Raw genomic sequence first — 25,891 nt, 5'->3', positions numbered from 1 at the left:
CGGAGAAAACCCCGGAGTGATGCCCGAGTGGCCGAAGGGGCTCCCCTGCTAAGGGAGTATAGGGTCAAAAGCTCTATCGAGGGTTCGAATCCCTCTCACTCCGCCAGTTGATAGGAAACGCCCGCAGATCAGTGATTTGCGGGCGTTTTTCTTTTTTCGGCCTTGGACACTCGCTTGGACACTCTGTCATGCGAGTAGCGCACTACTTGGTCCGCGGCACGACTGGCCGCTTCTACGTTCGGCTGAAGGTGCCGAGCGATCTTCAATCCCTGCTGGGCTGCAAAGTCATCAAACGCGCCACCGCGACGACCTGTGCGCGTGTCGCCACCGCTTGTGCGCTGGTGATGCAGGCAGGCTATGCTCAGATCTTCGCTGCCCTCAGGAATGACGGTATGGGACCGGAGCTGGATGAGCTCTTGAAGATGCTCAAGGGAAAGCCTATCCGCGAGTTGACCCTTCAAGGGGTCAAGCTGCCGGGTGGTGTGGAGCTGGGTCGTGTCGAGATCAACGACGATCGTGATCGTGTGTTGTTTCAGGAGACCGTTCGCGATCTCTTGGCGCTCGACCCTTTGGCCGCCGCCGTCGAAGGCGTTGTGCCGCCCTCGGCGCCTCTTCCCTCTCGACCGGTGGACAATGAGCGGCCACCCGTGCCGGTGGGTATCACCCTTGCGGATGCGCGCGAGAAATATCTGTTGGGCATACAAGGTAAGAACGTTGGCAAGACCATCGTTCAGAAGCGGAAAGCGCTGGTTGACCTGGAGCTCTTCTTGGCAGGACAGCGCAAGAATGGCCGACCGGTGCTGTTGCAGGAGCTGACGCGCTTGGACTTCGCCGATTGGTTCTTGCATGAGCAGTCCTTGGGGCGGGTGATCACCTACATCGCCAACCGCTTCTCGGTTTGCGTGACCTTCCTGGACTGGGCTCAAACCTCGGGCCTCTATCCCGTCGGGGATAACCCTGCGGAGGGTCACGCTCGGGTGTCAAAGCAGGTCAAGAAGCAGCGGGCCAAAACGCACGGCTCGCAGGCATTCTCTCCAGACCAGGTGCAGCGTGTCTTTGACCCCGAGAACTTCCGGCAACTGAAGGGAGATGCGGCTAAGTGGATCCCGCTCATCCTTCTCTACACGGGTGCGCGTTCCAACGAAGTGGCCCGCTTGGAGCTTGAGGACTGCCGGGAGGAGGAGGGCGTCCCGATCTTCCACTTCACCTGGTTGGGCGAACACAAGAGCCTCAAGACCGACGCCAGTGACCGAAAGACGCCGGTGCATCCCGACCTCATCGCGTTGGGCTTGTGGGAGCGGGTGCGTAGGCTGAAGGCGGCTGGCGAGACCAAGCTCTTTCCGGAGCTGACGTTTGACGCCAAGAATGGGCCTGCCGGCAGAGCTCAGCACGCCTTCTCTCGCTACCTGGTCAAGCTGGGCATCAAGGCGCGCGGCGGCGGCAGGGTGGGGCACCACAGCTTCCGTGACACCGTGATCGGCGCGCTCAAAGCGAAGGGCGTCCACCGTGAGCTCCGGGAGGAGTACACGGGCCACGAGCTGTCCGACCGGCAAGAACATGCCCACGCTTATGAGACGGAGTTCGCGCCGCGGGCGCTGGCCGAGGCTTGCCACCCGGTGCTCCACTGGGGACTTCGGTTGGGCAGGGGGGACTTGGGTGAGGAGTGAGGTCTGTTGCGGGATGAGGGCATCAGGCGAGGTTGTGACTTGCATCTTGCCCGGCGCTACTGCTCACCGATCCAAATCACTTCTCTGGGTATGCCGTGCGCGCAGCCAGCAGTTGGCCACGAGGCTGGCCTCAGCGCGCAGGGTTGGACGGCACGTTTAGTTCTTCCAAATAGGGAAACCGATATGCACGCAGACATTGCAGCCGCCATGGGCTTCGACGACCTCTACGGGGGCAGTGAGGCCTTTCGTACGCGCTTCGATGAGATGCTGGACGCGGTGAAGGCGCTGCCAGAAGGCCTCCAAGAGCGCGGGCGGTCACTGATGTATCCCCAACTGCACAACGCTTGCGTGATGGGGGATGTGGAGCTTGTGAGGGCGCTTTTGGCTACCGGGCTGGGCCCGGACGCGTATTCCTACACAGACGACGATGAGGATCAGCCTCCCTTGGTCTGGCTGGCCCGTGACTTGGAGCTCGATTTCGAGGTTAAGTGTCAGGTCGCCGAGGCACTGCTTGTGGCGGGAGCAAGCGTGGAAGAGGGGGATCCAGAAGAGGAGGCTAAGGACGTTGGGGACGACGATTTCGCCAAATTTTTGCATGCCAAGAGTCGCTCTGACGCGGTGTGCTGATACATAGTCACCCGCATTTCCACTTGTGCCATTCAAGGTCACTGAAACCCTAGCGGAGAAGAGATAACGGTCGAGCGGCTCACGGTCAATTCATTGTTTTGCTTCAGTGTTGAGGCCGGATGTGTGTCCTATCTTGTATCTCTCAGTTACAGACGCTCAATCGCTCTGTCAGTTGGGCTGGCGAGTAGAGCGGGCTCCCCTTGCTGGCATTGGATATCGCAAATTAAAGAGTACTTGCCGGGCGCAAAATGTAAAGTCATAGCTCAATCTTTGGGATGTAAAGCGAGATATTGTCACCGGCGCGGTGAGGTGGGTGTATTTAGATGGAGCGAGCTGCGTTATGAGTACCGAGAGGAAGGCCGTGGAGGCGAGAAAGGTTTACGTTGTGTTCCAAGGCGGAGGCGCCCGCGGGGCAGTCCACGTTGGTGCCTTGAAAGCACTAGAGCTAGCAGAATTTCCGCCGAAAGATCTATCAAAGCCAGCAACGAGACCTGAAATAGTAGGAGTGGCTGGTACCTCGGCCGGATCAATTATGGCCGCATTAGTGTCTGCGGGCTATGAATCTGATCAGATCCTAGATTTGAGCGGAAAGAGTGATCATCACGTCTTGAAAGGGCTGGAAGGATTTTCTTCTGGCTCACTTACCGGGCTCTTCACGGAGCGTGGATGGGCTAGGATAAAGAAGGCTAGGTGGATTGCAGAAAATACCGCCATTCTTAAGTTTATGGCGGTGGACTTGCTGGCTGGATTGGTCTTTGCCTTATTTGCGGCCCCTACACTATTCGCGCTTTCATTGAGGGCTACTGGATTTCTGGTTGTATTCAGTGTGATTGTTGTGCTCTTAGTTGCTGGGTTGGTTTCATTTTTTAAGTTGTGCAAGTTGCTGAGAGAGGGGCTTGCTCCCCTTGATCAAGTTCGTGATGTCATTGATGAGGTGTTGGCAAATTCACCAATAAAGGACGGTATTTCCGGTGGGAAGGATATTACGTTCGAAGAGCTTAAAAATGCTGGTGGTAAGCCCCTCCGGATTGTCGCCACAAATTTGACAAAGAAGACGTTGCAGTTGTTCTCTGTGGATACTACTCCGGGGATTTCAGTTGCCAGCGCAGTGTGTGCTTCCATTTGTCTTCCTTTAATATTTAAACCGTATCCTATAAGGATGCCGGATGGGAGCATAAATGAGTTTGCGGATGGCGGGGTTGTCTCCAATCTGCCTCTGTGGGCTTTTGATGATGAGCGAATGTTCCAGCCAGATTGTTGGACGGTTGGGATTTCACTACGGTCTGCGGATTCATCCAGTGCTGCATCCGGGCATTGGTTAGGGGCGATCATCGATGCCGTTGTGTCCGGTCCTCCGGAGATTCATGCTCGGAATATCCCAGGGCTGGTGATTGTCCCCGCGAAGACAAGGCTGCATCTATTGGATTTCGACAAGAGCCAGAAGTGCTATGTTGATGAGGCGGTTAATGTTGTAAATGAATCGACTATTGAGCTTTACAAGGCAGTTGCAACCCCATTTATTGAGTTAGTAGTGCAGCGTTTTGTAGGCTCACTTGAAGACACAATACGTAGCGCTTTGATTGAGGCGGACTTGCCGCATGACTTTACGCTGAAGGCGGCAATTGCCACGAGGCGAGGTGACGAAATCCTCAAGCTTTGGCCTAGGTTTGAGGTGGGATACGGCCCAGAAGAAGCGGCGGAGCGTCGGCGTCCTATTGCTAGGACTGTGCTGCGACAGGACAAGGTGTTCGTCCGGCAGGCTGAGAGACTGGGCGAGCAGGCGGATGATGATCTGTTCACAGATACTTCAGTTTGGCCACTGGCTGACAGCCTCTGGTGCCTAGCCATGCCTCTTGTGCTGGCAGGGGATACCACACAGCCGGATCCGCCTGTACTGGTGATTGAGTCATCGTCATTGACTCTGGATGGAATTTGCGCTATATACGGGGCGGGTGATTTGAAAAGTTCGTTCACCTCAGTGATCGATTCCGTCAAGCAGATTTTGTTAGCTGTGGATAAGGATTCGAAGCTGATCGATAGCGTCAGAGGTGCGCAGCTATGGAAATAAAACTTGATTCCAACGGCACAACTATCGGCCCCGTCTCGGTCGCGAAGCCCGAGAAAAAAAAGACCGTGGTCGTAAAGGTCAGGCCACAGTCTGCTGATGAACGCTCTTTGGCCAAAACTGTACACCAGTGGAACTTCAATCCGGTTACTGTGAAAAGCAACCCTCCTGAGTCAGGCAAAGTTGGCCAGCCGAGCAGGTTTGGGAAGCTATTTTCTTCCTTCCGGGTTAAGAAATGGTGATCAGTCATTACTTGAAAGAATGGAAGCGGGCCGTTCGCGGCCCGCTTTCTTGCTTGTGCATGGTCAACTGCTTCTCGAGCTGTTCCCGAAAGCCATCGTCGGCGTGGGAGTAGGAAAAGAACACAGTGGGCACAACGTTCTCCTGAGCAGGTGGAGTTATTGCGATTGCATGGGTGGACTAGCCTGATAAGACGCCTTTGCAGTTGATAGGTGAGTTCTTATTTCAACGCCATCGTTTTTGAGAATTCGCACCATCTTTAGCTCGCTGTCGTAGATTGCGATCCAGCTGTCGCTCGCCTCAACAACGCGGCCTCCGGCGAGGCGCTCTGATTCCTTCCAGAGTTCTGAGCCTTTTGCCGAGGCTTCCGCAAGAAGCAGCTTCTTTGTTTCGTCGGCTTTGCTTTTGCCAAACTTCTCCCCTACAAGGCCCGGCACGATGGCCAGTAGCAGGACAAAGCAACCGACGCTCGCTGCGGCAGAGAGGAACACCGCTGATCCCAGGAGCGCAACGATAGGTTGTCTGATCCAATAGGATCGCCGCTCAAGCCACCCTCGCATCGCTGTGTTCTCCTTGACGGGCGCACGGGCGATGACAATGGACAGCGTGGACATTCCGATCATGGTAAACACGATGCCCCAAGGAATGTCGCTGATCAGCCGAATGCCTTGGATGATGACCACGTAGTAGCCATGGATGATTTTTGCATCGGTGGCCTGGGGGAAGAGGCCCGCAGGAACACCCATCTCCGTCAAGTAGGTCGAATGCGCGACATCACCGGACAAATGAAGGAAGAACCCGATCAGGGTAGCTACGGCCAAGATGCCGCCCGCCATCGTTGTTAGCGCAGAAGCGATGTGCGAAGGCGACTTCGCGCCCGGGTTGCTTGCCTCCTTCTTCGTCTGCTCCCCGTCCGCTCCAGTGTCCGCCATTCCCTTTCCTCGCTGATATACGTCCTAAAATCCTTGTGCCAGATTTAATGGACGGACGCAACGCAAAGGCCCCGCCGAAGCGGGGCCTCTTGATGGGAACATCAGGAAGCGCCTACCTGGACGAGGTCCGGCGCATCATGCTGTAGACAATTGCCACCAGACCGGGCACCACCACGTGCGCCGGCACCAACGCCAGGACGAGCAGGCTGAAGATTGCTCGGCTTTGCTCAGGACGCGGCAACAGGTCGGCAAAACCCATTCCTAGGAAAGCTGCCATGTGGATGGCCACCACGATGGTCCAGGTCACGAAGAACCCTTTCCAGAACCCGCCGCGCTGGGGCGAGGGTGGGGCGTACGGTTGCCCTTTGGCATCTTCCTGACGCCGGTATGCCCGGGCGTTGATCCAGTAGAGAAAGCCCAAGACGGTCCAGATGGCCAAACCGCCAGCGATAGCGAGCCAGCCCAGAGTGGCCTCCTGCTGCAGGGCCTCAAGACCGCCAGCCGTGAACACCAGGCCGGCCCCGCCGAGCAGGACAGTCGCGCAGCCGATGTGCGCATATGAGGGTGTAGTCGTCATGGCGCCGGGTCAGAGCTTGTGGGCGGTCCACTCGCCAGAAGCCTTTGAGAAGCGCACTGGCTGAACGAACGGCCGGGCCTGGGCGACGCCTCCAATGTCGAGGACGACAGAGCCGCCCACGTCGCAGATCACTCCGTCAATAGTTTCCGATTTCTTGCAGCCGCTCAGGCTGAAGTCCCGATACTCCTTTACCCAAACTTGGCTGCCGAGCGCGCGCTCAAATTCGGCGGTAATGGCCTTCTTGGCCTGCTCGTCGGAGGGCTTGCTGCCGCAGGCCGTCAAAGCCAAAGCAGTGGTCACGGCGAAAGCGATGTTCCTGATCGTGTTCATGAGGGTCTCTTCCTGGTTGAGGTGGGGGCTTACTTGTCGCGGTTGCCGGCCGGATCAAAGCCGGCGATCCACATGCGGCTGTCGCGGAACGGCGTCAAGATTCCGGAGGGACCGGGATAGAGGTCATCAGCTCGCAAGAAGCCGGACACCCAAGCGGTGCTCAGGGCAATTCTCCGGGCCTGCCATGCCACGCCCTCTCGGGTCGTGCGCACGTTGAACGGTTCCCTGGGTGGGGTAGGGCCGGTGGTTCGGTCGTCGCCGGTGTTCGGCTTCCCAGGGCGTACCCTCAAGCCCACCATCAAGTCGGTGGTGGCCTTGGCTCGGGCGTTGCTGTTGAGCTCCGCTTCTTCCCCCAAGTCGTCCCGGATGGTCAACGGGGCGTCCGCGCACGCGCGGAAGGTCTCGGTGGTGGAGGCGGTGGCGCCGGTCCAGATCCGGGCTTCCACGGTCCAACAGGGCAAGCTTGCGCCCCATTCCTTGTAGGTCAGCGCGACCCGCGGCCAGTCCAGCAGGCCCTGCTGGGCGGCCTGGTGGTTCTCGTTCTTGAACAGCCCGTTGATGTGGCCCGCACCGCTGATTGGGGTGTAGAGCGGGCCAGCGGCGGACGTGCTGCTGGTTGCTGGCTTGGCGCCCAGTGCTTGCTGGCCCGCGTCTTTCAGGCTCTTTCCCAGCTGCCGGAAGAAGCCGGGCTTCGTTTCAGAGGGTGCTTGGGCCAAGGCGGGGAAGCTGGCGATGGCCAGTGCGAGGAGCGCGACGGCTCCTTGTCGTGCGTGCTGCATGGGTAATCCCCTGTAGACCACCGACGCGGTGGCATTTACGATAATCGCAGATGTGCATTCCGGTTCCAACCGTCAGACTTGGAAGGAGTTCAGCTGTGGTGCAAGATTCCGGATGCCCCAACCCAAGACGCCCGCGACGGTCTATGGCAAGCGCCTGCGCAGTGCGCGGGTCGCGAAGGGTTGGACGCAAGCCCAGCTCGCTGAGCGCATTGGCATGGTCGACTCGGTGTCGGGAGCGACGAGGGTGAGCCGCTACGAAACAGGGCAGCACGACCCAGACCCGGCCACTTCAGAGGCTCTGGCGAAGGCGCTCGGTCTTCCGGTGGCCTACTTCCACGCCACGTCCGACACCCTCGCTGAGGTCATCCTGCTGGTCTCACGACTGCCTGCGTCCAAGCAGAAGGAAGCGTTGAAGAGGCTGCGCGAACTGTCAGAATCTGCTTAACGATAGACGGCGTATGGCGTCGCTTAGCTATTGCTTGAAGGGCGGCGCATCGATGTGCTTCTTCGCCTGAACGAGTACCAGGCACTCCACTTTTGCCCGGGTCACCGCGTTGTAGAGCAATCGCCGCTTTTGTTCACTGTCTCCTGGCGTTGCAGCAGGCCAAAGAACCACAACATGGTCGAATTCTCTGTTTTTTGCCCTGTGCACGGACATCGCCTTGTAACCGAAGTCCGAAGAGCGCTGGAACCTGACGCGGCTTGCACAAATCTGTTTAACGGCGGCTGAGAGCATCTCTCGAGAGATAGCTACGTCACGCTTGGTCCGAATCAAGCGGTCCACCCAGTTGGCAAACTCATCATAGAGACCTTGATTGCCTGTCGCTCTCACGGCCTCCAAAGCCTCGGCTGGGGTAGCAACAGCGGGAGCCACTATCCGAGCCAAGAGTGCTTCCACGACCTTTTCCTCGGCCTGTTCCCAATCGACTCGGTAGGGCCCATTGCCCTGCTTGGTGGCTTTGGTGGCAGACGTCATCACAGTCTCTTCTGCGAAGGCCTTCACTACAGGGGATATAACTGCCAAGGACTTCTCCCTTACCTTCCATGCGATCTGGTTACTCAAGAAGGTAGACGCCAGTGCAGCGTTCGCTGTCGCTCTGACAGAGAACCGGGGGCCGATGGGGAGATCCAAGCCAGACCTGAGTGCAGCGGCGGCGTTGAGCAATGAATCCACGTTTGTGCGCATCGTCCGCTCCAGCTTTACGTGGTCTTCTTGGGTTTGGAGCCAGCCCCATGCCGGATTCGGTCGAAGGTCACCGTCCAGGCACTGGAACTCATCGGCAGCAATGAGCGTTGTCAGTTCCGATGCGAGGTGACGGACGACATCTAGGCGGTTTGCAGAGAGATCCTGAGCCTCGTCAATGATCAAGATGGGATATGAGGCCTTCACCCAGAGCACGACGCGGCGGTGGTTGAGAAGGGCTGCGGCTACCCGGCACGTCTCTTCGTATTCGGATTCACGCGGCTCACCGTAGTGCTCCTGGGTAGCCAGCGACTGCCAGCGTCGAACAAGCCGGGCGGCGAAGCTGTCTAGTGTGGCGCATTCGTAACGACGTTCAATTCCCGGAACCCGGGCAAGTCGATCATCTAAGCGTCGCCTAGCGCCGTGCATGAAGGTCAGCGCTAAAACCTTACTTCCGATCTCCAAAGGCGTCTCGGCAATGACCTCTGCAAGCTTCTGCATCAGCTGGTATGTCTTTCCACTGCCCGCCCCGCCGGAAAAGACGGTAACGGTCATGGCTGGAAGACCCAGATGTTCTCGGCCCTGCTAAAGCGGGCGCTCTCCAGATCGGCGCAGGCCAACGCCATGCCTTGGAATAGCTCCGACGCTCGCCCTCTACATGCCTCGTTGCTGACGATGGCATCCGCGATAGACTCGTAGAGCACCAAGTCGCACTTCTTCGTTTTTGCATGCGCTACGACCATGGGCACATCGGCATCCGCCAACGTCGGAGTATCCCTCGTTACTACCGCAATCGCAGCTGGGTCAGCAGAGAAGATCCAAGACAGGACATCTTCCAGCATCTGACCATCGGACCACCTGATGATAGAGCCGGGACGAGCCCCCGCCTGAGCAAGTTCCGCGGAGTATCGGAAGCCTTCTCCGTCGCCGTCCACAAGGCAGCAAACGCACGGATGCAACCGCTGAAGGTCGGTCCAAGTCTCAACAACCTTGGCATCTTCGGTTGGAACTAGGCCGACCTCCAACCCGAATGAGTGAGCATGCTCGCCTGCCCAGCCTTGTCTAAGCATGAGTGGCTTGAGAAGTGTCTGTAGCAACAGGTGATCTGAACGGCCCTCGGGAACCAGCACAAACGAGTGCATGAGGGCGTTAATGACCTCAGTCCGGTTGTGCTGATAGAACTTGCGTCGCCAGTTAGCCGTTTGACCATCAAGATTTTTCTCCAAGAAAGGCTTGGCGGTCAAAATCCCACCAGTGTTTCTAAGCAGCAAGACGGAGGTGGGATCAGCCATCGCGGCAATGGTTGGAGAGTGGGTGGTGACAAATGTCTGTGAGGACAGTGCTTGGACTCTCAGCACAATCTGCTGCTGAGTTGCCGGAGGCAGATGAAGCTCTGGCTCTTCCAAGGCCATGGTGAAGCCTTCGCCGCCTTTAGCACGCAGTCTTCCAAGCTCAAGGAGGAGGAACAGCCCCTGCAATGAAATCAAACCGTTTCCTTGGCGGGCGGCGGGCACACTAGGTCCGTTCGGCACAGCGTAGTGGGCCGCCACGGCATCCAATACCGAGCGGCTGTCCGTGGAAGTGACACGAAGCCTCAGCTTAGGCGAGCCTGCAATACAGCGCGCGACCTCATCGTTCACGCTGTTAACTAGGGGCGCAATCTGCCTGTCGTCCTCAATGGCTGTTTCAGGCGATCGCAGCTGGTCCCGCTGGGCAATGATAGCGCCGGCTGGCTGCGCGGCTGCGGCATGGAGGGTCCTGCGAAAGAGCTCGCTGCCCCACGACAGCACTCGATCCCAGGTCCGACTTGCTCTAACCAGGAAGAACCCAAAATGCTGTATGAGCCGATGGGGAACCGCTACCGGCGAGTCCTCATCGAAAGGGTCGACTGCGCCATCGTGGTCGTGGAAGTAGCGCACGACCTCCACTGTGAGTGACAGCCGGTCAAAATAGGCTTGAACTGCAATCTGGCAGCAGAGTTGTTTAGCGGTCTCTGTCGGCAACGGGTGAATCTTGCCGGTCGCCTCGTCCAACCACTTCGGGACAGCGCGTCCATCTCTGAACCATTCGGAGTGCTGATTGGGGTCATTGCCTTCAAAGCCCGTGATAGTCGCAATCAGCTTGATGCGGTCATCCGGCAGTGGATCCGACCCAAAGAAGTCGTGCTCCGTGAGGTCCCGTATCAGACGATCCCTACCAAGGATCAGGGTGAGGGCCTCGATAACAGTGGTTTTGCCGGTGTTGTTGCTCCCAACTAGCACCACGTGTTTGCTGAAGCGCAAGTAGCCCTCACTCACGCCACGGAAGTTATGGATGGCAAGATCTGCAACTCGCATGATTTCCCTATGCGTTGGCGGACGAGGACCTCCTCGAGAACCACAAATGTCCTACGGCTTTCTACCGGTCTCGCTCCCTCTCTGCGACATAGCGGTGATATGAACAGATTGTTTCGCCATACTCGTCTAGGCCAAGTGGCTGTGAACAGACGGCGCATTCGATCGGCTCAAGCTCAAAGCCGCAGGCGAGGCACATCTCCTCCTCGTGAACATATGCCTCCTTGTTACATTCTGGACAGGTATCCAGGGGGTCAGGCCCGCCATCCTTTGCAGCCAGGAAGCTTGCGCCGGCAAAGAAGTTAGGAAGGATGCGACCAAGCCACTCCTGATTTGAGCTGCTATGACCGCAAGCTCGGCACGCCCACTGGGCCTCAAATGGGTTGGTGTTTTGGGCTTGAGTTTGCCTGACCAAATGGGAGCTGCACTCAGGGCACCCCTCGCGCTCAATAGCATCCGTCAGCGAGGTAGGCCCGTCGATTGGAGCGTAAGACGCCCTGCACTCTGCTCTGAGGCGGTCTTCGATCTCCTTCTCGGCTACTAGGAGGGCCCAGGAGTCGTCGTCTATCTCGTCCTGAGGGTCCACCCCTAGGTGCTTCGGCATGAACTGAGAGAGGAAAAGAAGACCGTCAGCGAAAGCGCCTCGGATCTGACCCACGTCATCAACGTGGTGGTGCTCGACCCGGTTCCTGACTCGTGTGATACGGTCTAAGAGCTTTCCATCTGCTTCAATGCCGAGCGATTTAAAGCGGGAAATGATCTCAGAGACGTCAACTGTCGTCTTTCCAGACCCCTCAAAGATGACTTTCCCATTGTCATCCAGCGACGGGCTGATTTGCTTCCAAATCAAGATCTCGTCTTCGGGCGACAGGCGGCGAAGCTTCTCTTTACACAGGAGGAGAATGCCGGCGGTCAGGTTTCGGACGGCTGAAGACAGTCGGGGTGGGGACCCTTCGTTGAAATCCTCCACGCCAACCTGTATCGCGTTGAGCGCGTTACGGTATATCGGATGCTCCGGCATGACCCATCCCCTTTTGGTTTATTGAAGGATAGAACGTCTTGGGCTCGGAAGGCGAGGCTTCCAACCGCTTCTTTGGATGAATCGGTAGGGTAATGGACTGGATCCTTGGGTGAGGTCAACACTATTGAAATTCTGTGGAACTTACGTTCGACTGCTGACAGTATGGCTGGTGGCCAAGAATGCTCTCATGAGAGAGCGCTCTGGCGGGGACGCCAGCCCCGTTAATAGAGAAATGGGTTATGAGTCTTGTCTCATTTGCATGCAGTTCTGCCTTGGCCCTGACTACACTCAATCGCTCAACGCAGAGATCAAACAGCTAGAAGAAGGAGCCGGTCGAGAAGCGCGGCAGGGAACGACGTCCCCCCTGGATGAGTGAACTTTGCTCCTGAGTAGCCCATGTTGCAAGTCGCCAGAAGTCGAAGCTCTCCTCCGACTTGAGCCTGCCTGGAGTACGTTCGGAACCCGACGCTGTCGACTATTTGATCAGGAGTTCACTGGGCTCTTTGCCCTTCTGCACCAGCGCAGCCAGCCACCTCGGTTGTCGGCCACGTTCTGGTCAGGCTGTCCTGCAGAAACGCGAGAGGAGCTGCCCAGTGAAACTCCCTTGTGGCGCGTCACTTGGTGGTCCCCCGCACTCTCGGTCACTGGCCAAAAACAAGAGTCCTAAGGTTCCTAGATGCGTTTCCAGTATGGCCGGCTGAAGTCGGGTTTCAATGGTCGTGCTGTCATTCGATCTTAAGGAGGGCCGATGTTGCTTGTTCCGTGGAATCCATCGCGTTCACCGATCACCGAGACGTGGTTCCTACGATAGGCATCTTCCGTATCGCTGAACGCGGATGTCTCGATTTTCGGCAGTGTCACTTCCGCCTCGGCGGCTGTTTCGTTGTATGGACGTGAAGCGGGCAGCGCCTGCGTGAGTCTTAGCACCTTCGCCGTTTTAGTTCGTTCGGATTCTGCGTCTCGCCTGAAGGCGTAGACCAGAGCCGCAACAACGACCACGGTGAGAGCCGCGATGAGAGCGTAGGTGGTGATGGGCGACACGGCGTTCTCCGGATTTCTTCTGGAATGTTCTCATGCATCAGTCAGGTGCAAAGTTGCGCTCAACCGAACCTCCTATTGCTGGACTAGGTCAGTTTGTTGGCCGCGTTCGGAGGATGGGGGGAGGAAAGACGGCCGTGAGGAAAAAATGGCGGCCACTAGCCGCCGTTTTGCATCTTGGCAGTCGAAGTTCGCTCAGCCCGGGCCGACACGGTTCCGGCCCCAGTAGCCATGCGGCTCACCGCTGGTCGACAGATGGTTCCCGTAGGGATCCTCGTCCTGCAGCAAGAAGCTGTTGTCGATCTTTTTAACGGTGTCGTCGACCTCATCGAGCGAAGCCCGATGGGACGGGGAGGCGGGGAGGCCGGCCTTCAGGTGCTCGATCTTGGAGGCGTTGCGACTGCGGATCAGTGCATCGCGCTTGAAGGCGAAGATGACGCCAGAGACCGCCGCTGCAGCCAGGCCATACAGGAGGTAGTCAAGTTGGATGGTCATGCCCGGCTCCTTGCTTATGTGGCCATCATCCCACAGCCTTTGAGTTCCACAAGTTGCACGCAACCTCTTCCACATGGGTTCCTTAGATGCGGTGCCAAGAGGATGTGGGGTCTAGGGCTACCAGATAGTGGCGTCCGTGCAGCTTTTCGATCGAAGTCAGAAAGTGGTGGCGCAGAACGGAGTCCCCTGCGAGCTGACCATGGATTGCGGACAGGAATGCGTCCCGATCCTCCCTCAGCCCATCAAACGACCGCTGAATCGCGGCATCAATGTCTTCGTCTGGATGCTGCTGGCTGCGCGAGAACGTCGGCAGTGGGGTTTCCACCCACGACTGCGCCTCTTCGGGCTCGTGGCGGTTTGCATCCAGTGCTTCGGACAGCGATTCGTAGGCTTCCTTGAAGCGAGGGTCTTTCAGTTTTTCTTCCAACGAGATTGCGGATCGCGCCAACTCCAATGCACTTTCTATCGTGCTTCTTTCAGCGAAGATTCGGTGCTTCAAGTCGGACGTCGCGCTTTGCACAGCGCTGGCGCGGGAAACATTGCGATTGATCTCCGCCAGCCCATTGTTGAAGGATTCGAGCAAGGAGAAGAGTGTCCGACTGGGAGGTGTAGGCTGGGGAACGGAGGCAGAGCGGACCGGCTGGCTCGGGTGCACCGCCGACGCGCGTTTCGGGAGCGACGGTGGGGTGGCGAGCGGAGAGGGGTCTACACCGCGTCGCCTCGGCTTGTAGCTGCAAACGGGGAAATTGGAACAGGAGCGAAACTCCCCATAAGGGCCGGTGCGCAGCACCAGCACGCCTTGCTTGCATGCCGGACACGCTTCTTCCTTGACGGCTTCGCCATCGGTGTCAGTGATCCCCAATATCCCGTCTTCCACCAACTCCCGAAGGAACATCGAGCGTTGACCACGGGCGGTGAACATCGCCACGGTGCGCCGGGCCCGGGTCAGGGCCACGTAGAAGAGCCGGCGCTCTTCGCCCAGCGGGAAGGTGTCTCCTTCGGGCATGGCAAGGGCCAACACCGGATCGTCGGTGCGGGTGTTAGGAAAGCTGCGCCGACGCGGGGCGCTGATCATTTCCGGGAGGATGACGTAGTCCGCTTCGCTGCCTTTCGAGCGGTGGATGGTCAGAAAGGAAACCTCCACCCAGCGGTTGAACCGGCTTTGCCTCATCGGCACATACTGCCGATCGGCGTTGTAGCGGCCCAAGACATAAACCGACACCTTGCCGTTGCGCCCCGGCGGGATCGTGCCATCGCGCACCCCCTCGGCCAAGTTCACCACGAAGCGGTCGATTGCATCGGCCAGCTGGTCCTTGGTGTCCACCTGGAACGCTTGGAGCACTGGGCCATGGGCAGGGGTGGCCGAATGCACGCGCTTGGCGATCTGCCCCAGGTTCTTGGAGACAAATGCACTGGAGACGTCGCACAGCGCCTGGGGGCATCGGAACGTTTGCTCCAGCTTGAGCACTTGGCCGTGACCAAACCACTGGCGAAAGCCGGTCATCACCGACACGTCCGCGCCGGCAAAGCGGTTGATTGACTGCCAATCGTCGCCCACAGCGAAGAGGAAGCGGCCCTTGCCTTGGACCAGTGCACGGCACAACCGGGCCCGGGCGCGCGAGGCGTCTTGGAACTCGTCGGCCATCACCAGGTCGTAAGGCGATTCCACGCGCCCGCCTTCCAAATGGCTGGCGGCGAGGTTGAGCATGTCCTCAAAGTCGATGCCATCCTCTGCTGCCAGGGCTTCGTCCCACGCCGCCATCACCGGAACGGCGATGTCCAGGAACATCTGGTAGCGCAGCTTGAAGGTGTCGGCGGGCATCGCGTCCAACCGCTGATGCAGATCCGATGCGCTCAAGCCGTTGCTCTTGGCGTGGCTCATAAACGTGCGCACCAGCCCAACGAGCTCGACCGATGCCATGGGCTGCTGGCCTTCCTTGGGAATCTCCCGGTCAGGGTTGGGATCGAGCACCAACCCCCGGTCGGTCAGTTCGCGCTCCAGCCGATCGAAGTCGTCGCCGTGGCGCAACCCGTGGCTGGTGGTTTCAAACAGCTCGGTGCCTTTCTCCGCGTGAAGCTGTCGCTTCCAGATCACCCCATCCATGTAGCCTTCGAAGTGCGCTGGTGGCACGCCATTGGCGTCGAGCGCGAAGTGCTCGTGGAACAGGTTCAAGTCGGGGTAGTAGAAATCGGGCTTGTATTGCCGGTGCGTTTCGTCGGCGGTGCGGTGGGGGTAGGGGGCCTCGTAGCGGTAGTCGACTCCGTTTAAGAAGAGCAGGTTGGCGATCATCACCTCTTCCACGCTCTTCACCCGCTCGCCGCGGTTGGTGACCAGCGCGCCCTTGCCTTGGGCGTCCCATACGTCGGACGGCTCCGGTGCACCAAACGCTGGAAGGTCCTTGCCAAAGACGAAGCGGAACAGGTCCCACTGGCGGCGGAACGTGGGCGACTGGTCTTTGAGCTGGTCCACGAGGTCGGTGAGCTTTCGCACGCCACCAGCCGCGTCGGTGGCCCAATCGGGAACGTCGGGCTTTTCCCTGGTGGCCTTGCCGATGAGGCGCAAACCAAGCGCGTGGAAGGTGGACGCCTCCACGGTTACGTCCCCCATGCCCAAGCGCTCAAACGCCAAGACCGCGCGCTTCTTGAGCTCTTCGGCGGCGTCCGTGTTGAACGCCAGCAGGACGATTCGCTTGGGATCCACGAACCCGCGGTGGATGGCGTAGGCCGCCTTGGCCACCATGGTCGAAGTCTTGCCCGAGCCGGCCGAGGCCACCACCTGCACACGGTTGTCGAAGCACACCACGGCCCTTGCCTGTTCCGGGGTGAGCGGTCTGCTCTCCACCCGGTCCAGCAAGTCTTTGCAGGCCACCAATTCGCGGTCCACGTGGGCAGCGTTGAGCGCGGCCCATGCAGGGCGGTGGTCGGCTTCCCACGCTGCCAGCGAGCGCTCGATCGCCTGGGCAGCCGGTCCCAATCGAACCGCCACGCCCGGCTTTTTTAGGCGCGATCGAAGACCGGCCGCATCCATCTTGGGGCGGGCAGCGAGGACGTCCTCCTGCTGCTCGTGGGTGAACCAGCGGCGCTGCTCCAAACAGCCCCGCTCCTGGTCTGCCTTGTGGTCCAGCCACACGTCTATCGAGCGCTGCTGGCCCTTGAGGAACGCCACGTCCTCGCGCAGGCGTTTCTCTGTCAATGCCACGTTCAACGCTTGAACCAAGGCGGCGCCCTGGACGTTGGGCAGCCCGTCGGCCCTTACTTCCCGGCCCTGCCCAGGATGGAACGTGATGTCGGTCCAGAAGGTGCCGGTGTTGACGCGGTAAGTGGCCTCGTCCTCGACGTTGACCCGGTGGGTGCGTCCGTCCAGCGCCAAGGCGAGCTCCAAGCCCTCAAGGCGCAAACGCCAATCCGATGATCCCGTTACGTGTCGGCCCGCCCACGACGGGGTCCATTCCTTCGCCATCCTTTTGCTGTCCATGCCCCGCGATCATCCAACGCCAAAGTGAGAAGCCGATCACGTCATGATAAGGCGTGAAAGCCTTTGTGGGCGGCCACCTTGGACAGGGCAGGGCGCCAAGTCCCCTTGGCCATGCGTTGCTGGACACGGACGCGATAGGCGTCGGGTGAGGGGGCCGGGGTAGGGCGCTTGTGTCGCCGCAGGTTGCACAGGTGGCACGCGGCCACGACGTTGTCTGCCACGTCCTTCCCGCCGTCCTGGCGGGCCAGCAGGTGTTCTGCCGTGCATCGAAAAAGGGCGGCCGAACGGGGGCGCAGGCCCAACTCGTCGGGCGAGCACAGCCACATTGGACTGCTGCAGTAGTAGCAACGGCCTTGCTGGGCGTGAAAAGAATGGGTGCGCAGGGTTTTGAGGGTCTTTGTGCTCAACGGCGGGCTCCGGAATCGAAAAGGATTCCCGCGCCCCCATTGGGTGGACCTCGGGCACCCGGAGCCTATTGGCTATGCGGGCACAACACCGACGCTTTAGCGACCGGCAGGTGCTTTATACGGCGTGTCAGGGGCCAGAGCAAGAGGCCGCCCCTCACAGGTGGCCGTAGTCTCGGTTGGAACAACCCCGCTGAATCCAGGTGGTGATGTTGGCCTGGCAGAGGTCCTCGTCCTGTCCGTCCACGTTGGTCATGCCCGACGGCGGCGCCGACCACATTTTCTGCAGCACGTAACGAGGTTCAATGCCCATGCGGGTCAAGTAGCCAAACACGAGCCGGTAGGGTTGGCTGTCAAGCGGGACGGCTTGGCCATCGGGTGTGTAAATCTGATGGAACCCCAGCTTGGGGTAGGGCGACCAGTTCAGCCGTTCAACCCCTGCCATGAAGACCAAGGGGCACGCGGAGTAGCAGTTGTTGTAAAGGGTGGTGTCCAGTCCCTTGCGTCGAATGTAGGCACCGGCCTTCATGGCTTCATCGATATAGCCCCCGCCACTTCCCAGCATCACGACCTCTACCGTGGGGTTAGCCTCGATGGCGTCTTCGACCTTCTGCGCAAACCCGGCCTCTATGTCACCCAACACCTTCAGGGCATGGCCCTCGTTCGTCACCACGTAGAACGAGGATTGTCCCTCCTGCTTGATGTAGGCTTTGGGCAGGCCAAGCTGGCCGGCGCAGTCCAGGTTCCAAGTGATCACACGTTCGTCGTGCGGCATGTCCAACACGCGCTGAGCAACGCTGGCGAAGTTGCCTAAGGAATTGCCCATGATGCGGAGATCTGACGCATTTTCGGTGGTTTGAGTCTCGTAGTCCGGCTCGTATTCGATAGCCAATGGGGCTACCAAGTCCGCCTTGTCCAGCAGCTGGCCGAGCACAAAACACGTGTGCTCAGGGATGTGGATTTCGTTGTATGCCGTGCCGGCCGAACTTGCCCCATCGATGGACACGCCAGCCCGGAACACCTTCGTGCCCAATGCGTCCCTTTCTTTGATCAGCTTTCTCAGGCGCGCTACCACCGCCGGATCATCGGCGTGTGCCTTTGGCTCCTCGGCCACAGCAGCGGGTACTTCCTCCGGAACGGAGACTGGTTCGGGCTCTGCAACAGGTGCCGGAAGCGCTATAGGTTCGGGCCCCGCCGTGGGCGGTGGAGTGGGTGCGTTGCATCCAGCGAGCATGGCCATACAGGCCAGGCCAATGATCCGTTGGCTCATGGTGTTGTGGTCCCCTGTTCAGCAAAGGATAGCGGAACTCAGGTCTTCCAAGACGTTTTCAAATGGAAACGCTTGCGGCACAAGGGTAGTTCGAGTTCTTGGGCGCTTGAGGATAAGTAATTGAGTCAAGCCGGCTCGGCTTCGACGCTACCCAATAGGAGAACTTCCATGAGCAAACCAACCCTAACGCTGTATCGAATGACCGCCGACTACACTGGCGAGCACCTCCACGTTCTGTTCCAGGTCGACCATCCAACGCTGCCACCAGTTCTAGGAACACTGGAGCCGGTCGAGGTGCCAGCCGACCATCCAGTCAGGATGACTGAGAGAGAGTGCTGGCTGCATCGATGCGACCTGATGGACCGAGGATGGACCGTGCTGGGGTCGCAGCACACCTTCGGATGAGGAGGGGACCTCCTCGGAACGCTTGTCCCTCACTTGAAAGCACTCGCGCAACAAGTTGATGGACTGGCGGTCTAAGGAGACTGCGGTACACATGGTTCGCAGCGGTGGCCCTGTTGCTACGTGCATCCATACCATGGCTGCGGCACTGACGTATTTAAGTGCGCCTTGTCGGTGGACCTCAGGCCCAGTTCCACAGCCGAGTGGCGCTGCGATGTAGAATGCTCCGCCGTTTCGGCAAGACGCTTAAATTACAGGGGATGTATGCGCATAAAATCGTTAACCGTCATGACGGTGTTCCTCTTCCTGGCTGCTTGCTCAGGCAACAAAGCGCCAGCAATCTCACTCGATTCTAAGCTTAAGTGCGAGCAGCTCGCCGATAGCCAGTCGATGGGCGATGACTTTGCGGTCAATCGCCAGATAGAGACGGTTTTTCAAGCCGCCGCTGCTAGCTACAAGGGGGACTCAGATGTCGAGTATTACTTTCAGAACGTCCTAAAAGGAAGGTCCAAGCCAAGAAAGGACGTGGATCAAGACATTATTTCCCAATGTTTGGCTGATACAGGGCGTTCCTTGGCTGATGTTTTCCGTCAAACGGTGAAGTCTAGCTATGATCGACACGGAAGAGACGTCGGGCTTGCGAGCTGCAAAGCTTCGACTGATGGACTCCTGCCACCCAATGCGGAAGTCAATTATCTCTCTTCCGTTATTGAAGAGCGACGAGCTGCTTCGGTTGTTGGGTTCATCTTCAAGCCTGGTAAGGAGGATTTGGAGGCATATCGGCAAGAAGTAGAAGTGGCCTGCGCTGCCTCACCGGAACGGCTAGTGTCTCGCGTTGCGGTAGCCCTGGTCGATGAAAAGATAAGAGAAGCGCAGAGGGCGCAGCACCAGAGGGAGCAACAGGAGCAGGAGAGCGAAGATGAGAGAACGTTGACATCGGTAGCGCAGATCAACGCTCTTCTCGATGCCTCTGAACCTGTCTCTTGTCAATTGTTAGCGGATGTGCAAAGTGATAGGAGCTACAGGACCGGTGACGCCGTAGCCGAAGCTGTCGAACGAGCAAAGAGCGTGGTGCGTCGTAGATCCTCGCCTGCCTATGCTGCAGTGTTTTATGGTCAAGCTTTTGATATTGGGGAATGTGCGAAAGAGGGACTAACTCTCGAGCAGGGTGTCCAAGCCAAGTATGGTCCAGATACGGTGGAGAATACTAAAAAGCTGTACTTTGGAGATGAGATGGAGATGGAGAGGGCGGCTGCCTCGGAAATGCAGTTGCGGAAGCAAATTTATGGTGACCAGCCTTAGATGGCTGTAGCATTTAGAGAGCCCCTTGAACGGGGCTCTCCATCGATGAATGAGATTGCCGATCAGCGGGGAATACAGGTGTAGTTGCCGGATTCAGTTGAACTCTCAGGCGCTCTGATCCTCTGTTAAGCCCTTTTCGGGTCTAGCATGCTTTTCCCGTAGCAAAAGGTCGTCCGGTCGCGTCGATCGGACGTCATGCCCAACGCCAGCGGGTGGCGTGGCGCCCTCAACGGCGCACGCCACGCGTTGGTATTGACGTAGGGGCTCACCTTGGTGAGGCTGTCCACGCGGGCCGGCCACCTTACGTGCAAGTCGCCGTTCGCGTGCCACGGGAGCTGAAGAACCGGCTGGAACAGGAACAGGCGGTAACGCGGGAGGATGTTCACGTCAGCGAGTTGGTGCGGCGGTTACTGCGAGAAGGTCTGGACCAGCCACGGGCGACCTCTGCTGGCAGCCGGTAGGGAAAGCGGGCACCATTCTCGGATGTTTGACAAAGGCAGGGTGGGGTATGGTCCGGCGTTATCCCTATGAACGCCTGGGAGATCAGGTCTTTTCCGACGGCATGATCGGTTGCCGGTTTCAGCGCGTGGACCTCAACGCACGTTTTGGAATCAGCGACGAGCTGATGCAGTTTTTTACCAAACACGGGCGATGCGCGCGCTGCAATGGGACGTTGGAGGATTGGAGCGTTCACGAGGCGTGCAGAGCAGGTGATCGCCGTTTCTTCCAGTCCTCCGATCTGGAAGTGCTCTTGCCCTGGAATACCTTTCATGCGCATTGGAAAGTCCGCGCCCGCGAGACGCGCCGACGAACGTCGTTTCGCCGGGCCCTGAAGTCGAAGGCGGCGCCAGGCTCGCACAGCACTGAGCAGATTAGGACATTGCTGGTGCTCCAGGAGCGTCGCTGCTACTACTGCTACAGATCCCTCGAGGGACCGGGTGGTGCTGTAAATGGCCTTGGTGAGCCTGCCAGTTGCCACGAGGATCACTACGTATCTTTGCATCATGGGGGGAGCAACTTCATCTCCAACATCGTGTTGGCATGCGTGAGTTGCAACTCGCGCAAATCGAATCTGCATGGGGACGATTTCGTTCGGGAGGCGCTCGAGAAAGCAACGCTGGCGACACGCCGTCAATTGTTGCGCATCCACCAGAACCGAGCAGCGCACGCCTTTCGCTTGGTGGTTGAAACACTGGTGGATGCTGGAGACGATTGACCCTTGGTTGTGGTTCTCTTGCCGGCGCTGGTGTAATGACCCACCGCTTCCTGCTCAGGTCATGCGGTTAATGTAGCGGCATAGGCCGCATCCGGGGTCATCATCTTCAGCGCCTGATGAGGGCGCTGTTGGTTGTAGAAGGCGATCCAGTCAGCAATCACCCGCAGGGCGTGGGTTTGGCTCTCAAAGCGATGCCGGTGCACGCATTGCTCCTTCAGCGTCCGGATCACCCGTTCGACCATCCCGTTCTGCTGAGGGCAGTGCGGGGTGATGAACTCCTGGCTCAGGCCGTAGCTGCGCACCAGCCGGGTGTAATCCCGACTGGTGAACACCAGGCCGTTGTCCGAGCGCAGCAGGAATGGCTCCTTCACACGCCCCAACGTGCCGTAGCGGGTGATCAGCGCCTGCTCCAGGACGGCCGAAGCGGTGCTGGCCTTGCCGGTCCGTGACAGGTGCCAGCCGAGCAGCTGGCGCGTGCTGCAGTCGATCACCAGCGCCAGACTGAGCCAGCCGTCCTTTCCGCCCCAGACCCGGCAAAGGTCGGTGGCCCAGCGCTGGTCCGGCCTTTCGGCCCGCGACACCTTGGCTTCGATCCGCGGGCGCTGACCAAGGGCACGCTTGCGTACCTGCCAGCCCTTGAGCTGGAAGATCCGCTGCACGGTGTTCTTGTTCATGCCCAGCAACGCAGCGACCATGCGATAGCCAAAACTCGGCTCCGCCTCGATCATCTCTTTGATTGGCTCGGCCAGCTCTGGCTTCACCTTGGGCGGTGACCGGGTCGGCTTGTAGTACGTCGTGCGACGGGCCACATCGAACCACTGGCACAGCTTGGTCATCGGCACCGCGAAACCTTCGTCCTTCAGGCCCTGCTGGACCGAGCGCATCAGCTCTCGTCCTTTCCCACCAGGGACGCCAGCTTTTTTCGGGCGCGGATCTCCAGCATCGCCTCGCCATAGGCCTCCTGCAGATCCTTGAGCTGCCGCGCATACTGCTCGCGCACGTCCTCCGGCTTGGCACGCAGGGCATTCTCCATGCCGCGCTTGCCGTCCTCGACCCAGCTCTCGATCTCGGCCGGGGTCAGGTCGAACTGGCGGCTGGCCGCCGCCACCGTCGTCTTGCCCTGGATGATCTCAAGGACCAGTGCCGACTTGCGCCGGGCGGTCCAGCGCTTGATCTCTTCTTCCATCTTTTCGCTCATCGGTGTCTCCTTCGGGGAAAGTAACACCTGAGCAGGTTTTCAGTGGGTCATTACACTGGTGCATTGGATGCCAGTGCCTTTCGGATCGGCGTGTCATCTGGCGAAACGAGTTCTGGCTAACGTAGTTCCATGGAGAAAGCCTTCCTTTAGGATGGCTGGCGATGACCGCCCGTAGTCCATATTCCAGGGCCTTGATGTTGCCGCGGTGGGCTTCTAAGTCTACGTCGCATGCCTCAAGGCGCGCGGCCAACAGCTCTAGGGAAAGCTCCATAGAAGGCTCGACAGGTGCGGGGGCAAGGTTGGATAGTAGGAGACAGGCAGCCAGACTTTACCCATGAGCATCCTTAACGTTTTGCTGAGCGCTGACCAGTTGGTCGTGACGGTAGACACCTGGGCGGAGGACGCCCTAAGTGGCCAAGCTTCGGCAGGGGCGAAGGTGCTGCTCATTCCTCAGCACCAGATCTTGTTTGCAACCCGGGGTTCAGCTCAGTTCTTTCTGCGAATCTACCAACTCTCGTTGGAAGCAAGTTTTCGAGCAGACTTCACCTTGGAACAGCTGACGGCGGAATTGGGGCGAGTCATTGACCAGCTTTGGCCGAACTACGCCAAAGCCCTGGCTGAAGCGGGATTGCCGGCAGAATACTGCACCACGGAGCTGGTGCTGGGTGGATGGTCTCCCAAGAACGGACGCATGACGGCTACCGCCTACGCCAAACACGACGCGACGGTGCCCGCGGTGGTCCAGCCGATCACGGGACAGCTCTCGTCACCTGGTGAGCCCTTGCAGGACTGGCCGCCCTCAATGGCAACGCCGGCCCTGTTTGAGTCCGGCCGGCGGCCGGCGCAGTGGCTCAACGAGAGAAGTGGGCGGAAGGTGGCAGGGGGCGGTTGCTGTTGGGATTCCTGCAGCAAGGCCAAGCGGTGGTCAAAGACCTGGGCGCCATCTGAGCAGTAATGGTCCGCCTGTTTAGCCGCGGGGCCAGCTCGCTTGACCGCCAGCGCGGGCGCGTTTTGAGCGTCAGAATCGAGCGTCAATCCTGGGCTTTAGCACTTATCGTCAAAAAAGGACCCTCTGATGCAACAGCTGGACAACTACCTGCGATCACCCCAACCCGGCTATGCCATATTGATCTCAGGGGACTGGGGGGTTGGGAAGTCCTATAAATGGAGTCGCTACGCTGCGGAGCTAACGGATCGCTCGCCCATCACTATCTCTGCTGCGGGTCTGGAGTCGTTGGAGGATCTGGAGCGGGCCTTGCTCCAAGCATCCATCACCATGGCAGTTCCTGGCGTGGTTGCTGAAGTGGGGTCAGTGCTTGGAAAGGCGCTGCTTCGCGTGGCAAAGATTGAGCCAAAAGATATCACTTGGCGAGCAGAGCTCACACGTGACAAGACCGTGGTCTGCATCGATGATGTCGAGCGCTTTGCAGGTCCTTTCAGTGTCCTATTCGGGTTCGTCGTCAACCTCATCGACAGCAGTGGCGTTCATTGTCTGCTGATTGCCGACGAAGTTCGTGCGGGCGAGAACTTCAAAAATTTTGGAAGGTATAAAGAGCGTATCGTCGGTGCCACCATCCACGTGGAGCCTGATCTGCTGGCGTTCTGCCAACTGACGATCAATGGCATTGCGGAGGATGGTGTGCGTCGGATCGTTGGTGGAGGTCTCTCGGAAATCATCAGTCTCATCGAGAGCGCTCGCGTCACCAACTTGCGAACCGTCAGAACGGTGATAGTCGAATTGAAGCGGCTGGCGGAAGCGCTTCCAAAAGATGCGCTGGATCAGATTTTCAACAGTCCCCTGCCCAGCGCGGTGTTCTTCTGGACAGTTGCCCTCGCGCGCGATGCCAATGGCCGCGAGCTTGTCAGGAAGGTCTTTTCGACCGATCAGGTGGGCATCATGCTTGCCCTTCACGACGTAATGAAGGAGAAGGGACAGGCCACCGAAGACGAGACAGCCTCCCTAGCATCCACGTTGGAGCGGCTTGGACTGTCCGCAGCTGTCCACAGCTGGCCTGCGTCACAAGAGTTCATCGATCACATGCGTGGGTCGGTGGGCGTCGACTACCAAGTGCTTGCCGCCCAGTTTGGGCTCATCCCGGAGCTTCGTTCTTATGATCCGCTCATGATGATCGGAGACTATGCGTCCGCCACCGATGAGCAGATTCAGGCGGCTATAGGTCACGCACAGGCCGAACTGGAGGCGGGTGGAGAGGATGGAAAAGCAATTAAATTGTCTCGCATCTTAAGCATCTATCGAAGCTTGTACTTCCTCGGCTTCAAAGGTGTATTCGTCCAGACGCAGGAAGAGTGGACCCAGACGGTGCTTCGGAGGCTGGATTACTATCTGAGCGCACCTGACCTCATCGACTGCGATGGTTATGAAGTCTGGCCGGACGACTACAGCGCTGAAGAGAGGGAGGTCATTAGTAAGTGTGACGAGATCGTAGAGATCGCCCGAAAGCATGCCAAAGTCGTGGCGAGCACGATTGCACTTTCCTGGATTTTCAGCGGGGAAGGCGTGGCGCCCAATACAAGCGGCACGCCTGTGTTCAGTTCCGCACCGCCGCCGGAGGACTTCCTGGCAAAGCTTCGAGAAAGCGGTATCGCGGCTGTCATCCGCCTGAACAAAGTATTTCGGATGCGGCTCAGTGTCACCAACTCGCCTGATTACGTGGGTGGGGATAGAGCCTACGCCCAGCAGCTCATAACCTGCATCGAGCGGAGTGTTCCTTCTCAACGCCCAATGTCATTGCTTGATGCGGAAATCAAGCAAGCAACTACCTACCTCCGCTCCTTCGTCCAATACGTCGATAGGTATGAGTGCCCATCCGCATAGACTCGCTAGGCTTCGGAAAACCCCGCGAAACTTCCTCGTTGCCTTCTAGGGCCCTGATGCTCATTCGTGTCCGCGCAGTCACGTAGCTTTAGTCTATCGAGCGAAGGCTCATTTGATGAGAAATTCGCTGGGCTCCTTCCCCTTCTGGATCAGCGAAGCCAGCCACCTCGGTTGGCGGCCACGGCCGGACCACGTTTTGCTAGGGTTGGCCGGATTGCGGTACTTCGGGGCGACCTTGCCGTCGGTGCGCTTCTTGGATGCCTCTGAAGAGGTCGTTGAAACCGCGCCGTAAAGCTCCTCTATCGTGTAACCATGATCTTTGACGTATTTGTTGATCTTGGCTCGCATAGCCGCAGCTTTGGGCCGAGTCAGCACTTTGGTTTGCTGCTTTTCTGCCTGAGTGATCAGGGCTTTGAGTTCTTTGGCCGACAGGCCGCTGACATCGATGGTCATCTGTTTGATCCGAGCGGTGAGGGCTTTAGGGTAATTCCAAATGGAATC

The 25,891-nt window shown here is 58.7% G+C and carries 24 protein-coding genes, 1 tRNA gene and 1 pseudogene; 11 read left to right on the top strand and 15 right to left on the bottom strand.

Translation table 11 applies throughout. The annotated features are described in order from the left end of the window. The first annotated feature begins 13 nt into the window (after positions 1 to 13). The 5 genes from RCF13_RS11580 (at position 14) to RCF13_RS11560 (ending at position 4,601) form a co-directional block, all read left to right on the top strand. Positions 14 to 106, top strand: a tRNA-Ser gene (locus RCF13_RS11580). Between the two features lie 82 nt (positions 107 to 188). Next, the gene (locus RCF13_RS11575) at positions 189 to 1,667 is read left to right on the top strand and encodes a site-specific integrase (protein ID WP_024956659.1); all 1,479 of its coding nucleotides are present in this window, start codon (positions 189 to 191) and stop codon (positions 1,665 to 1,667) included. A gap of 183 nt (positions 1,668 to 1,850) precedes the next feature. Then, positions 1,851 to 2,294: a hypothetical protein gene (locus RCF13_RS11570; RefSeq protein ID WP_024956660.1), complete on the top strand. Its 444-nt coding sequence runs from the start codon at positions 1,851 to 1,853 to the stop codon at positions 2,292 to 2,294. Between the two features lie 340 nt (positions 2,295 to 2,634). Beyond that, positions 2,635 to 4,362: a patatin-like phospholipase family protein gene (locus RCF13_RS11565; protein WP_077684414.1), complete on the top strand. Its 1,728-nt coding sequence runs from the start codon at positions 2,635 to 2,637 to the stop codon at positions 4,360 to 4,362. Next, positions 4,353 to 4,601: a hypothetical protein gene (locus RCF13_RS11560; protein ID WP_308141190.1), complete on the top strand. Its 249-nt coding sequence runs from the start codon at positions 4,353 to 4,355 to the stop codon at positions 4,599 to 4,601. The genes RCF13_RS11565 and RCF13_RS11560 overlap by 10 nt, the downstream gene beginning before the upstream one ends. A 156-nt stretch (positions 4,602 to 4,757) precedes the next feature. Here the strand turns inward: RCF13_RS11560 and RCF13_RS11555 are convergent, their stop codons facing one another. The 4 genes from RCF13_RS11555 to RCF13_RS11540 form a co-directional block, all read right to left on the bottom strand. Next, the gene (locus RCF13_RS11555; RefSeq protein WP_024956662.1) at positions 4,758 to 5,531 is read right to left on the bottom strand and encodes a hypothetical protein; all 774 of its coding nucleotides are present in this window, start codon (positions 5,529 to 5,531) and stop codon (positions 4,758 to 4,760) included. A 112-nt stretch (positions 5,532 to 5,643) separates the two neighbouring features. Beyond that, entirely contained in the window at positions 5,644 to 6,108 is a 465-nt protein-coding gene (locus RCF13_RS11550; RefSeq protein WP_024956663.1) for a hypothetical protein, read from the bottom strand. A gap of 9 nt (positions 6,109 to 6,117) precedes the next feature. Further along, complete coding sequence (locus RCF13_RS11545) at positions 6,118 to 6,438, bottom strand: hypothetical protein (RefSeq protein WP_024956664.1); 321 nt, start codon at positions 6,436 to 6,438, stop codon at positions 6,118 to 6,120. A gap of 29 nt (positions 6,439 to 6,467) precedes the next feature. Then, the gene (locus tag RCF13_RS11540; protein WP_024956665.1) at positions 6,468 to 7,217 is read right to left on the bottom strand and encodes a hypothetical protein; all 750 of its coding nucleotides are present in this window, start codon (positions 7,215 to 7,217) and stop codon (positions 6,468 to 6,470) included. 112 nt (positions 7,218 to 7,329) lie between these two features. Between RCF13_RS11540 and RCF13_RS11535 the strand changes: the two genes are divergently transcribed. Next, the gene (locus RCF13_RS11535; RefSeq protein WP_024956666.1) at positions 7,330 to 7,662 is read left to right on the top strand and encodes a helix-turn-helix transcriptional regulator; all 333 of its coding nucleotides are present in this window, start codon (positions 7,330 to 7,332) and stop codon (positions 7,660 to 7,662) included. 27 nt (positions 7,663 to 7,689) lie between these two features. On the opposite strand, the gene RCF13_RS11530 is transcribed toward RCF13_RS11535, so the two are convergent. The 8 genes and pseudogenes from RCF13_RS11530 to RCF13_RS11495 form a co-directional block, all read right to left on the bottom strand. After that, positions 7,690 to 8,955, bottom strand: a complete 1,266-nt coding sequence (locus tag RCF13_RS11530; protein WP_024956667.1) for an ATP-dependent helicase — start codon at positions 8,953 to 8,955, stop codon at positions 7,690 to 7,692. Beyond that, positions 8,952 to 10,736, bottom strand: a complete 1,785-nt coding sequence (locus RCF13_RS11525; RefSeq protein WP_024956668.1) for an AAA family ATPase — start codon at positions 10,734 to 10,736, stop codon at positions 8,952 to 8,954. Before RCF13_RS11525 ends, RCF13_RS11530 begins: the two co-directional genes overlap by 4 nt. 61 nt (positions 10,737 to 10,797) lie before the next feature. Further along, complete coding sequence (locus tag RCF13_RS11520) at positions 10,798 to 11,754, bottom strand: hypothetical protein (RefSeq protein ID WP_024956669.1); 957 nt, start codon at positions 11,752 to 11,754, stop codon at positions 10,798 to 10,800. A 735-nt stretch (positions 11,755 to 12,489) separates the two neighbouring features. Beyond that, a complete protein-coding gene (locus tag RCF13_RS11515) occupies positions 12,490 to 12,795 on the bottom strand; it encodes a hypothetical protein (protein ID WP_134967743.1) in 306 nt (101 codons plus the stop codon). Positions 12,796 to 12,987: 192 nt separating this feature from the next. Further along, entirely contained in the window at positions 12,988 to 13,287 is a 300-nt protein-coding gene (locus tag RCF13_RS11510; RefSeq protein ID WP_024956670.1) for a hypothetical protein, read from the bottom strand. A 709-nt stretch (positions 13,288 to 13,996) separates the two neighbouring features. Further along, positions 13,997 to 16,747 (bottom strand): annotated as a pseudogene (locus tag RCF13_RS11505) (UvrD-helicase domain-containing protein); the annotation flags it as partial. Between the two features lie 56 nt (positions 16,748 to 16,803). Further along, positions 16,804 to 17,169, bottom strand: coding sequence for an HNH endonuclease (locus RCF13_RS11500; protein WP_032963333.1), 366 nt, complete (start codon positions 17,167 to 17,169; stop codon positions 16,804 to 16,806). Between the two features lie 154 nt (positions 17,170 to 17,323). Continuing rightward, positions 17,324 to 18,436 (bottom strand): hypothetical protein, encoded by a 1,113-nt coding sequence (locus RCF13_RS11495; RefSeq protein ID WP_134967742.1) that lies wholly within the window; start codon positions 18,434 to 18,436, stop codon positions 17,324 to 17,326. Between the two features lie 168 nt (positions 18,437 to 18,604). Between RCF13_RS11495 and RCF13_RS11490 the strand changes: the two genes are divergently transcribed. The 3 genes from RCF13_RS11490 to RCF13_RS11480 all read left to right on the top strand — a co-directional run bounded on the left by RCF13_RS11490 (position 18,605) and on the right by RCF13_RS11480 (position 21,356). Then, positions 18,605 to 18,841, top strand: a complete 237-nt coding sequence (locus tag RCF13_RS11490; protein WP_143568571.1) for a hypothetical protein — start codon at positions 18,605 to 18,607, stop codon at positions 18,839 to 18,841. A gap of 285 nt (positions 18,842 to 19,126) precedes the next feature. Next, positions 19,127 to 20,140, top strand: a complete 1,014-nt coding sequence (locus RCF13_RS11485) for a hypothetical protein (protein WP_134967741.1) — start codon at positions 19,127 to 19,129, stop codon at positions 20,138 to 20,140. Positions 20,141 to 20,648: 508 nt separating this feature from the next. Further along, positions 20,649 to 21,356: an HNH endonuclease signature motif containing protein gene (locus RCF13_RS11480; protein WP_024956677.1), complete on the top strand. Its 708-nt coding sequence runs from the start codon at positions 20,649 to 20,651 to the stop codon at positions 21,354 to 21,356. Positions 21,357 to 21,415: 59 nt separating this feature from the next. Here the strand turns inward: RCF13_RS11480 and RCF13_RS11475 are convergent, their stop codons facing one another. Together RCF13_RS11475 and RCF13_RS11470 are read right to left on the bottom strand one after the other, a co-directional pair. After that, entirely contained in the window at positions 21,416 to 22,240 is an 825-nt protein-coding gene (locus RCF13_RS11475) for an IS3 family transposase (protein WP_032963337.1), read from the bottom strand. Then, a complete protein-coding gene (locus RCF13_RS11470) occupies positions 22,240 to 22,554 on the bottom strand; it encodes a DUF1153 domain-containing protein (RefSeq protein WP_024956679.1) in 315 nt (104 codons plus the stop codon). Before RCF13_RS11470 ends, RCF13_RS11475 begins: the two co-directional genes overlap by 1 nt. A 334-nt stretch (positions 22,555 to 22,888) precedes the next feature. Here RCF13_RS11470 and RCF13_RS11465 point away from each other — a divergent pair, with 334 nt between their 5' ends. Together RCF13_RS11465 and RCF13_RS11460 are read left to right on the top strand one after the other, a co-directional pair. Next, positions 22,889 to 23,509 (top strand): hypothetical protein, encoded by a 621-nt coding sequence (locus RCF13_RS11465; RefSeq protein WP_231910911.1) that lies wholly within the window; start codon positions 22,889 to 22,891, stop codon positions 23,507 to 23,509. Between the two features lie 120 nt (positions 23,510 to 23,629). Further along, positions 23,630 to 25,390, top strand: coding sequence for a P-loop NTPase fold protein (locus tag RCF13_RS11460; protein WP_024956680.1), 1,761 nt, complete (start codon positions 23,630 to 23,632; stop codon positions 25,388 to 25,390). A 108-nt stretch (positions 25,391 to 25,498) separates the two neighbouring features. On the opposite strand, the gene RCF13_RS11455 is transcribed toward RCF13_RS11460, so the two are convergent. After that, complete coding sequence (locus tag RCF13_RS11455; RefSeq protein WP_024956681.1) at positions 25,499 to 25,843, bottom strand: H-NS histone family protein; 345 nt, start codon at positions 25,841 to 25,843, stop codon at positions 25,499 to 25,501. Positions 25,844 to 25,891 lie beyond the last annotated feature (48 nt).

Source organism: Stenotrophomonas maltophilia group sp. RNC7 (assembly GCF_030910085.1).
Lineage (GTDB): Bacteria > Pseudomonadota > Gammaproteobacteria > Xanthomonadales > Xanthomonadaceae > Stenotrophomonas > Stenotrophomonas sepilia.
Note: the sequence above shows the minus strand (reverse complement) of the source record. Positions and strands in the feature narration are given on the sequence as shown.

Excerpts from the sequence above, each read along its gene's own strand:
- RCF13_RS11570 (WP_024956660.1), top strand. The coding sequence starts at position 1,851 with ATGCACGCAGACATTGCAGCCGCCATGGGCTTCGACGACCTCTACGGG.
- RCF13_RS11510 (WP_024956670.1), bottom strand. The coding sequence starts at position 13,287 with ATGACCATCCAACTTGACTACCTCCTGTATGGCCTGGCTGCAGCGGCG.
- RCF13_RS11520 (WP_024956669.1), bottom strand. The coding sequence starts at position 11,754 with ATGCCGGAGCATCCGATATACCGTAACGCGCTCAACGCGATACAGGTT.
- RCF13_RS11485 (WP_134967741.1), top strand. The coding sequence starts at position 19,127 with ATGACGGTGTTCCTCTTCCTGGCTGCTTGCTCAGGCAACAAAGCGCCA.
- RCF13_RS11490 (WP_143568571.1), top strand. The coding sequence starts at position 18,605 with ATGAGCAAACCAACCCTAACGCTGTATCGAATGACCGCCGACTACACT.
- RCF13_RS11470 (WP_024956679.1), bottom strand. The coding sequence starts at position 22,554 with ATGAGCGAAAAGATGGAAGAAGAGATCAAGCGCTGGACCGCCCGGCGC.
- RCF13_RS11495 (WP_134967742.1), bottom strand. The coding sequence starts at position 18,436 with ATGAGCCAACGGATCATTGGCCTGGCCTGTATGGCCATGCTCGCTGGA.
- RCF13_RS11560 (WP_308141190.1), top strand. The coding sequence starts at position 4,353 with ATGGAAATAAAACTTGATTCCAACGGCACAACTATCGGCCCCGTCTCG.
- RCF13_RS11545 (WP_024956664.1), bottom strand. The coding sequence starts at position 6,438 with ATGAACACGATCAGGAACATCGCTTTCGCCGTGACCACTGCTTTGGCT.
- RCF13_RS11525 (WP_024956668.1), bottom strand. The coding sequence starts at position 10,736 with ATGCGAGTTGCAGATCTTGCCATCCATAACTTCCGTGGCGTGAGTGAG.
- RCF13_RS11550 (WP_024956663.1), bottom strand. The coding sequence starts at position 6,108 with ATGACGACTACACCCTCATATGCGCACATCGGCTGCGCGACTGTCCTG.
- RCF13_RS11535 (WP_024956666.1), top strand. The coding sequence starts at position 7,330 with ATGCCCCAACCCAAGACGCCCGCGACGGTCTATGGCAAGCGCCTGCGC.
- RCF13_RS11555 (WP_024956662.1), bottom strand. The coding sequence starts at position 5,531 with ATGGCGGACACTGGAGCGGACGGGGAGCAGACGAAGAAGGAGGCAAGC.
- RCF13_RS11565 (WP_077684414.1), top strand. The coding sequence starts at position 2,635 with ATGAGTACCGAGAGGAAGGCCGTGGAGGCGAGAAAGGTTTACGTTGTG.
- RCF13_RS11480 (WP_024956677.1), top strand. The coding sequence starts at position 20,649 with ATGGTCCGGCGTTATCCCTATGAACGCCTGGGAGATCAGGTCTTTTCC.
- RCF13_RS11575 (WP_024956659.1), top strand. The coding sequence starts at position 189 with ATGCGAGTAGCGCACTACTTGGTCCGCGGCACGACTGGCCGCTTCTAC.
- RCF13_RS11460 (WP_024956680.1), top strand. The coding sequence starts at position 23,630 with ATGCAACAGCTGGACAACTACCTGCGATCACCCCAACCCGGCTATGCC.
- RCF13_RS11530 (WP_024956667.1), bottom strand. The coding sequence starts at position 8,955 with ATGACCGTTACCGTCTTTTCCGGCGGGGCGGGCAGTGGAAAGACATAC.
- RCF13_RS11455 (WP_024956681.1), bottom strand. The coding sequence starts at position 25,843 with ATGACCATCGATGTCAGCGGCCTGTCGGCCAAAGAACTCAAAGCCCTG.
- RCF13_RS11475 (WP_032963337.1), bottom strand. The coding sequence starts at position 22,240 with ATGCGCTCGGTCCAGCAGGGCCTGAAGGACGAAGGTTTCGCGGTGCCG.
- RCF13_RS11540 (WP_024956665.1), bottom strand. The coding sequence starts at position 7,217 with ATGCAGCACGCACGACAAGGAGCCGTCGCGCTCCTCGCACTGGCCATC.
- RCF13_RS11465 (WP_231910911.1), top strand. The coding sequence starts at position 22,889 with ATGAGCATCCTTAACGTTTTGCTGAGCGCTGACCAGTTGGTCGTGACG.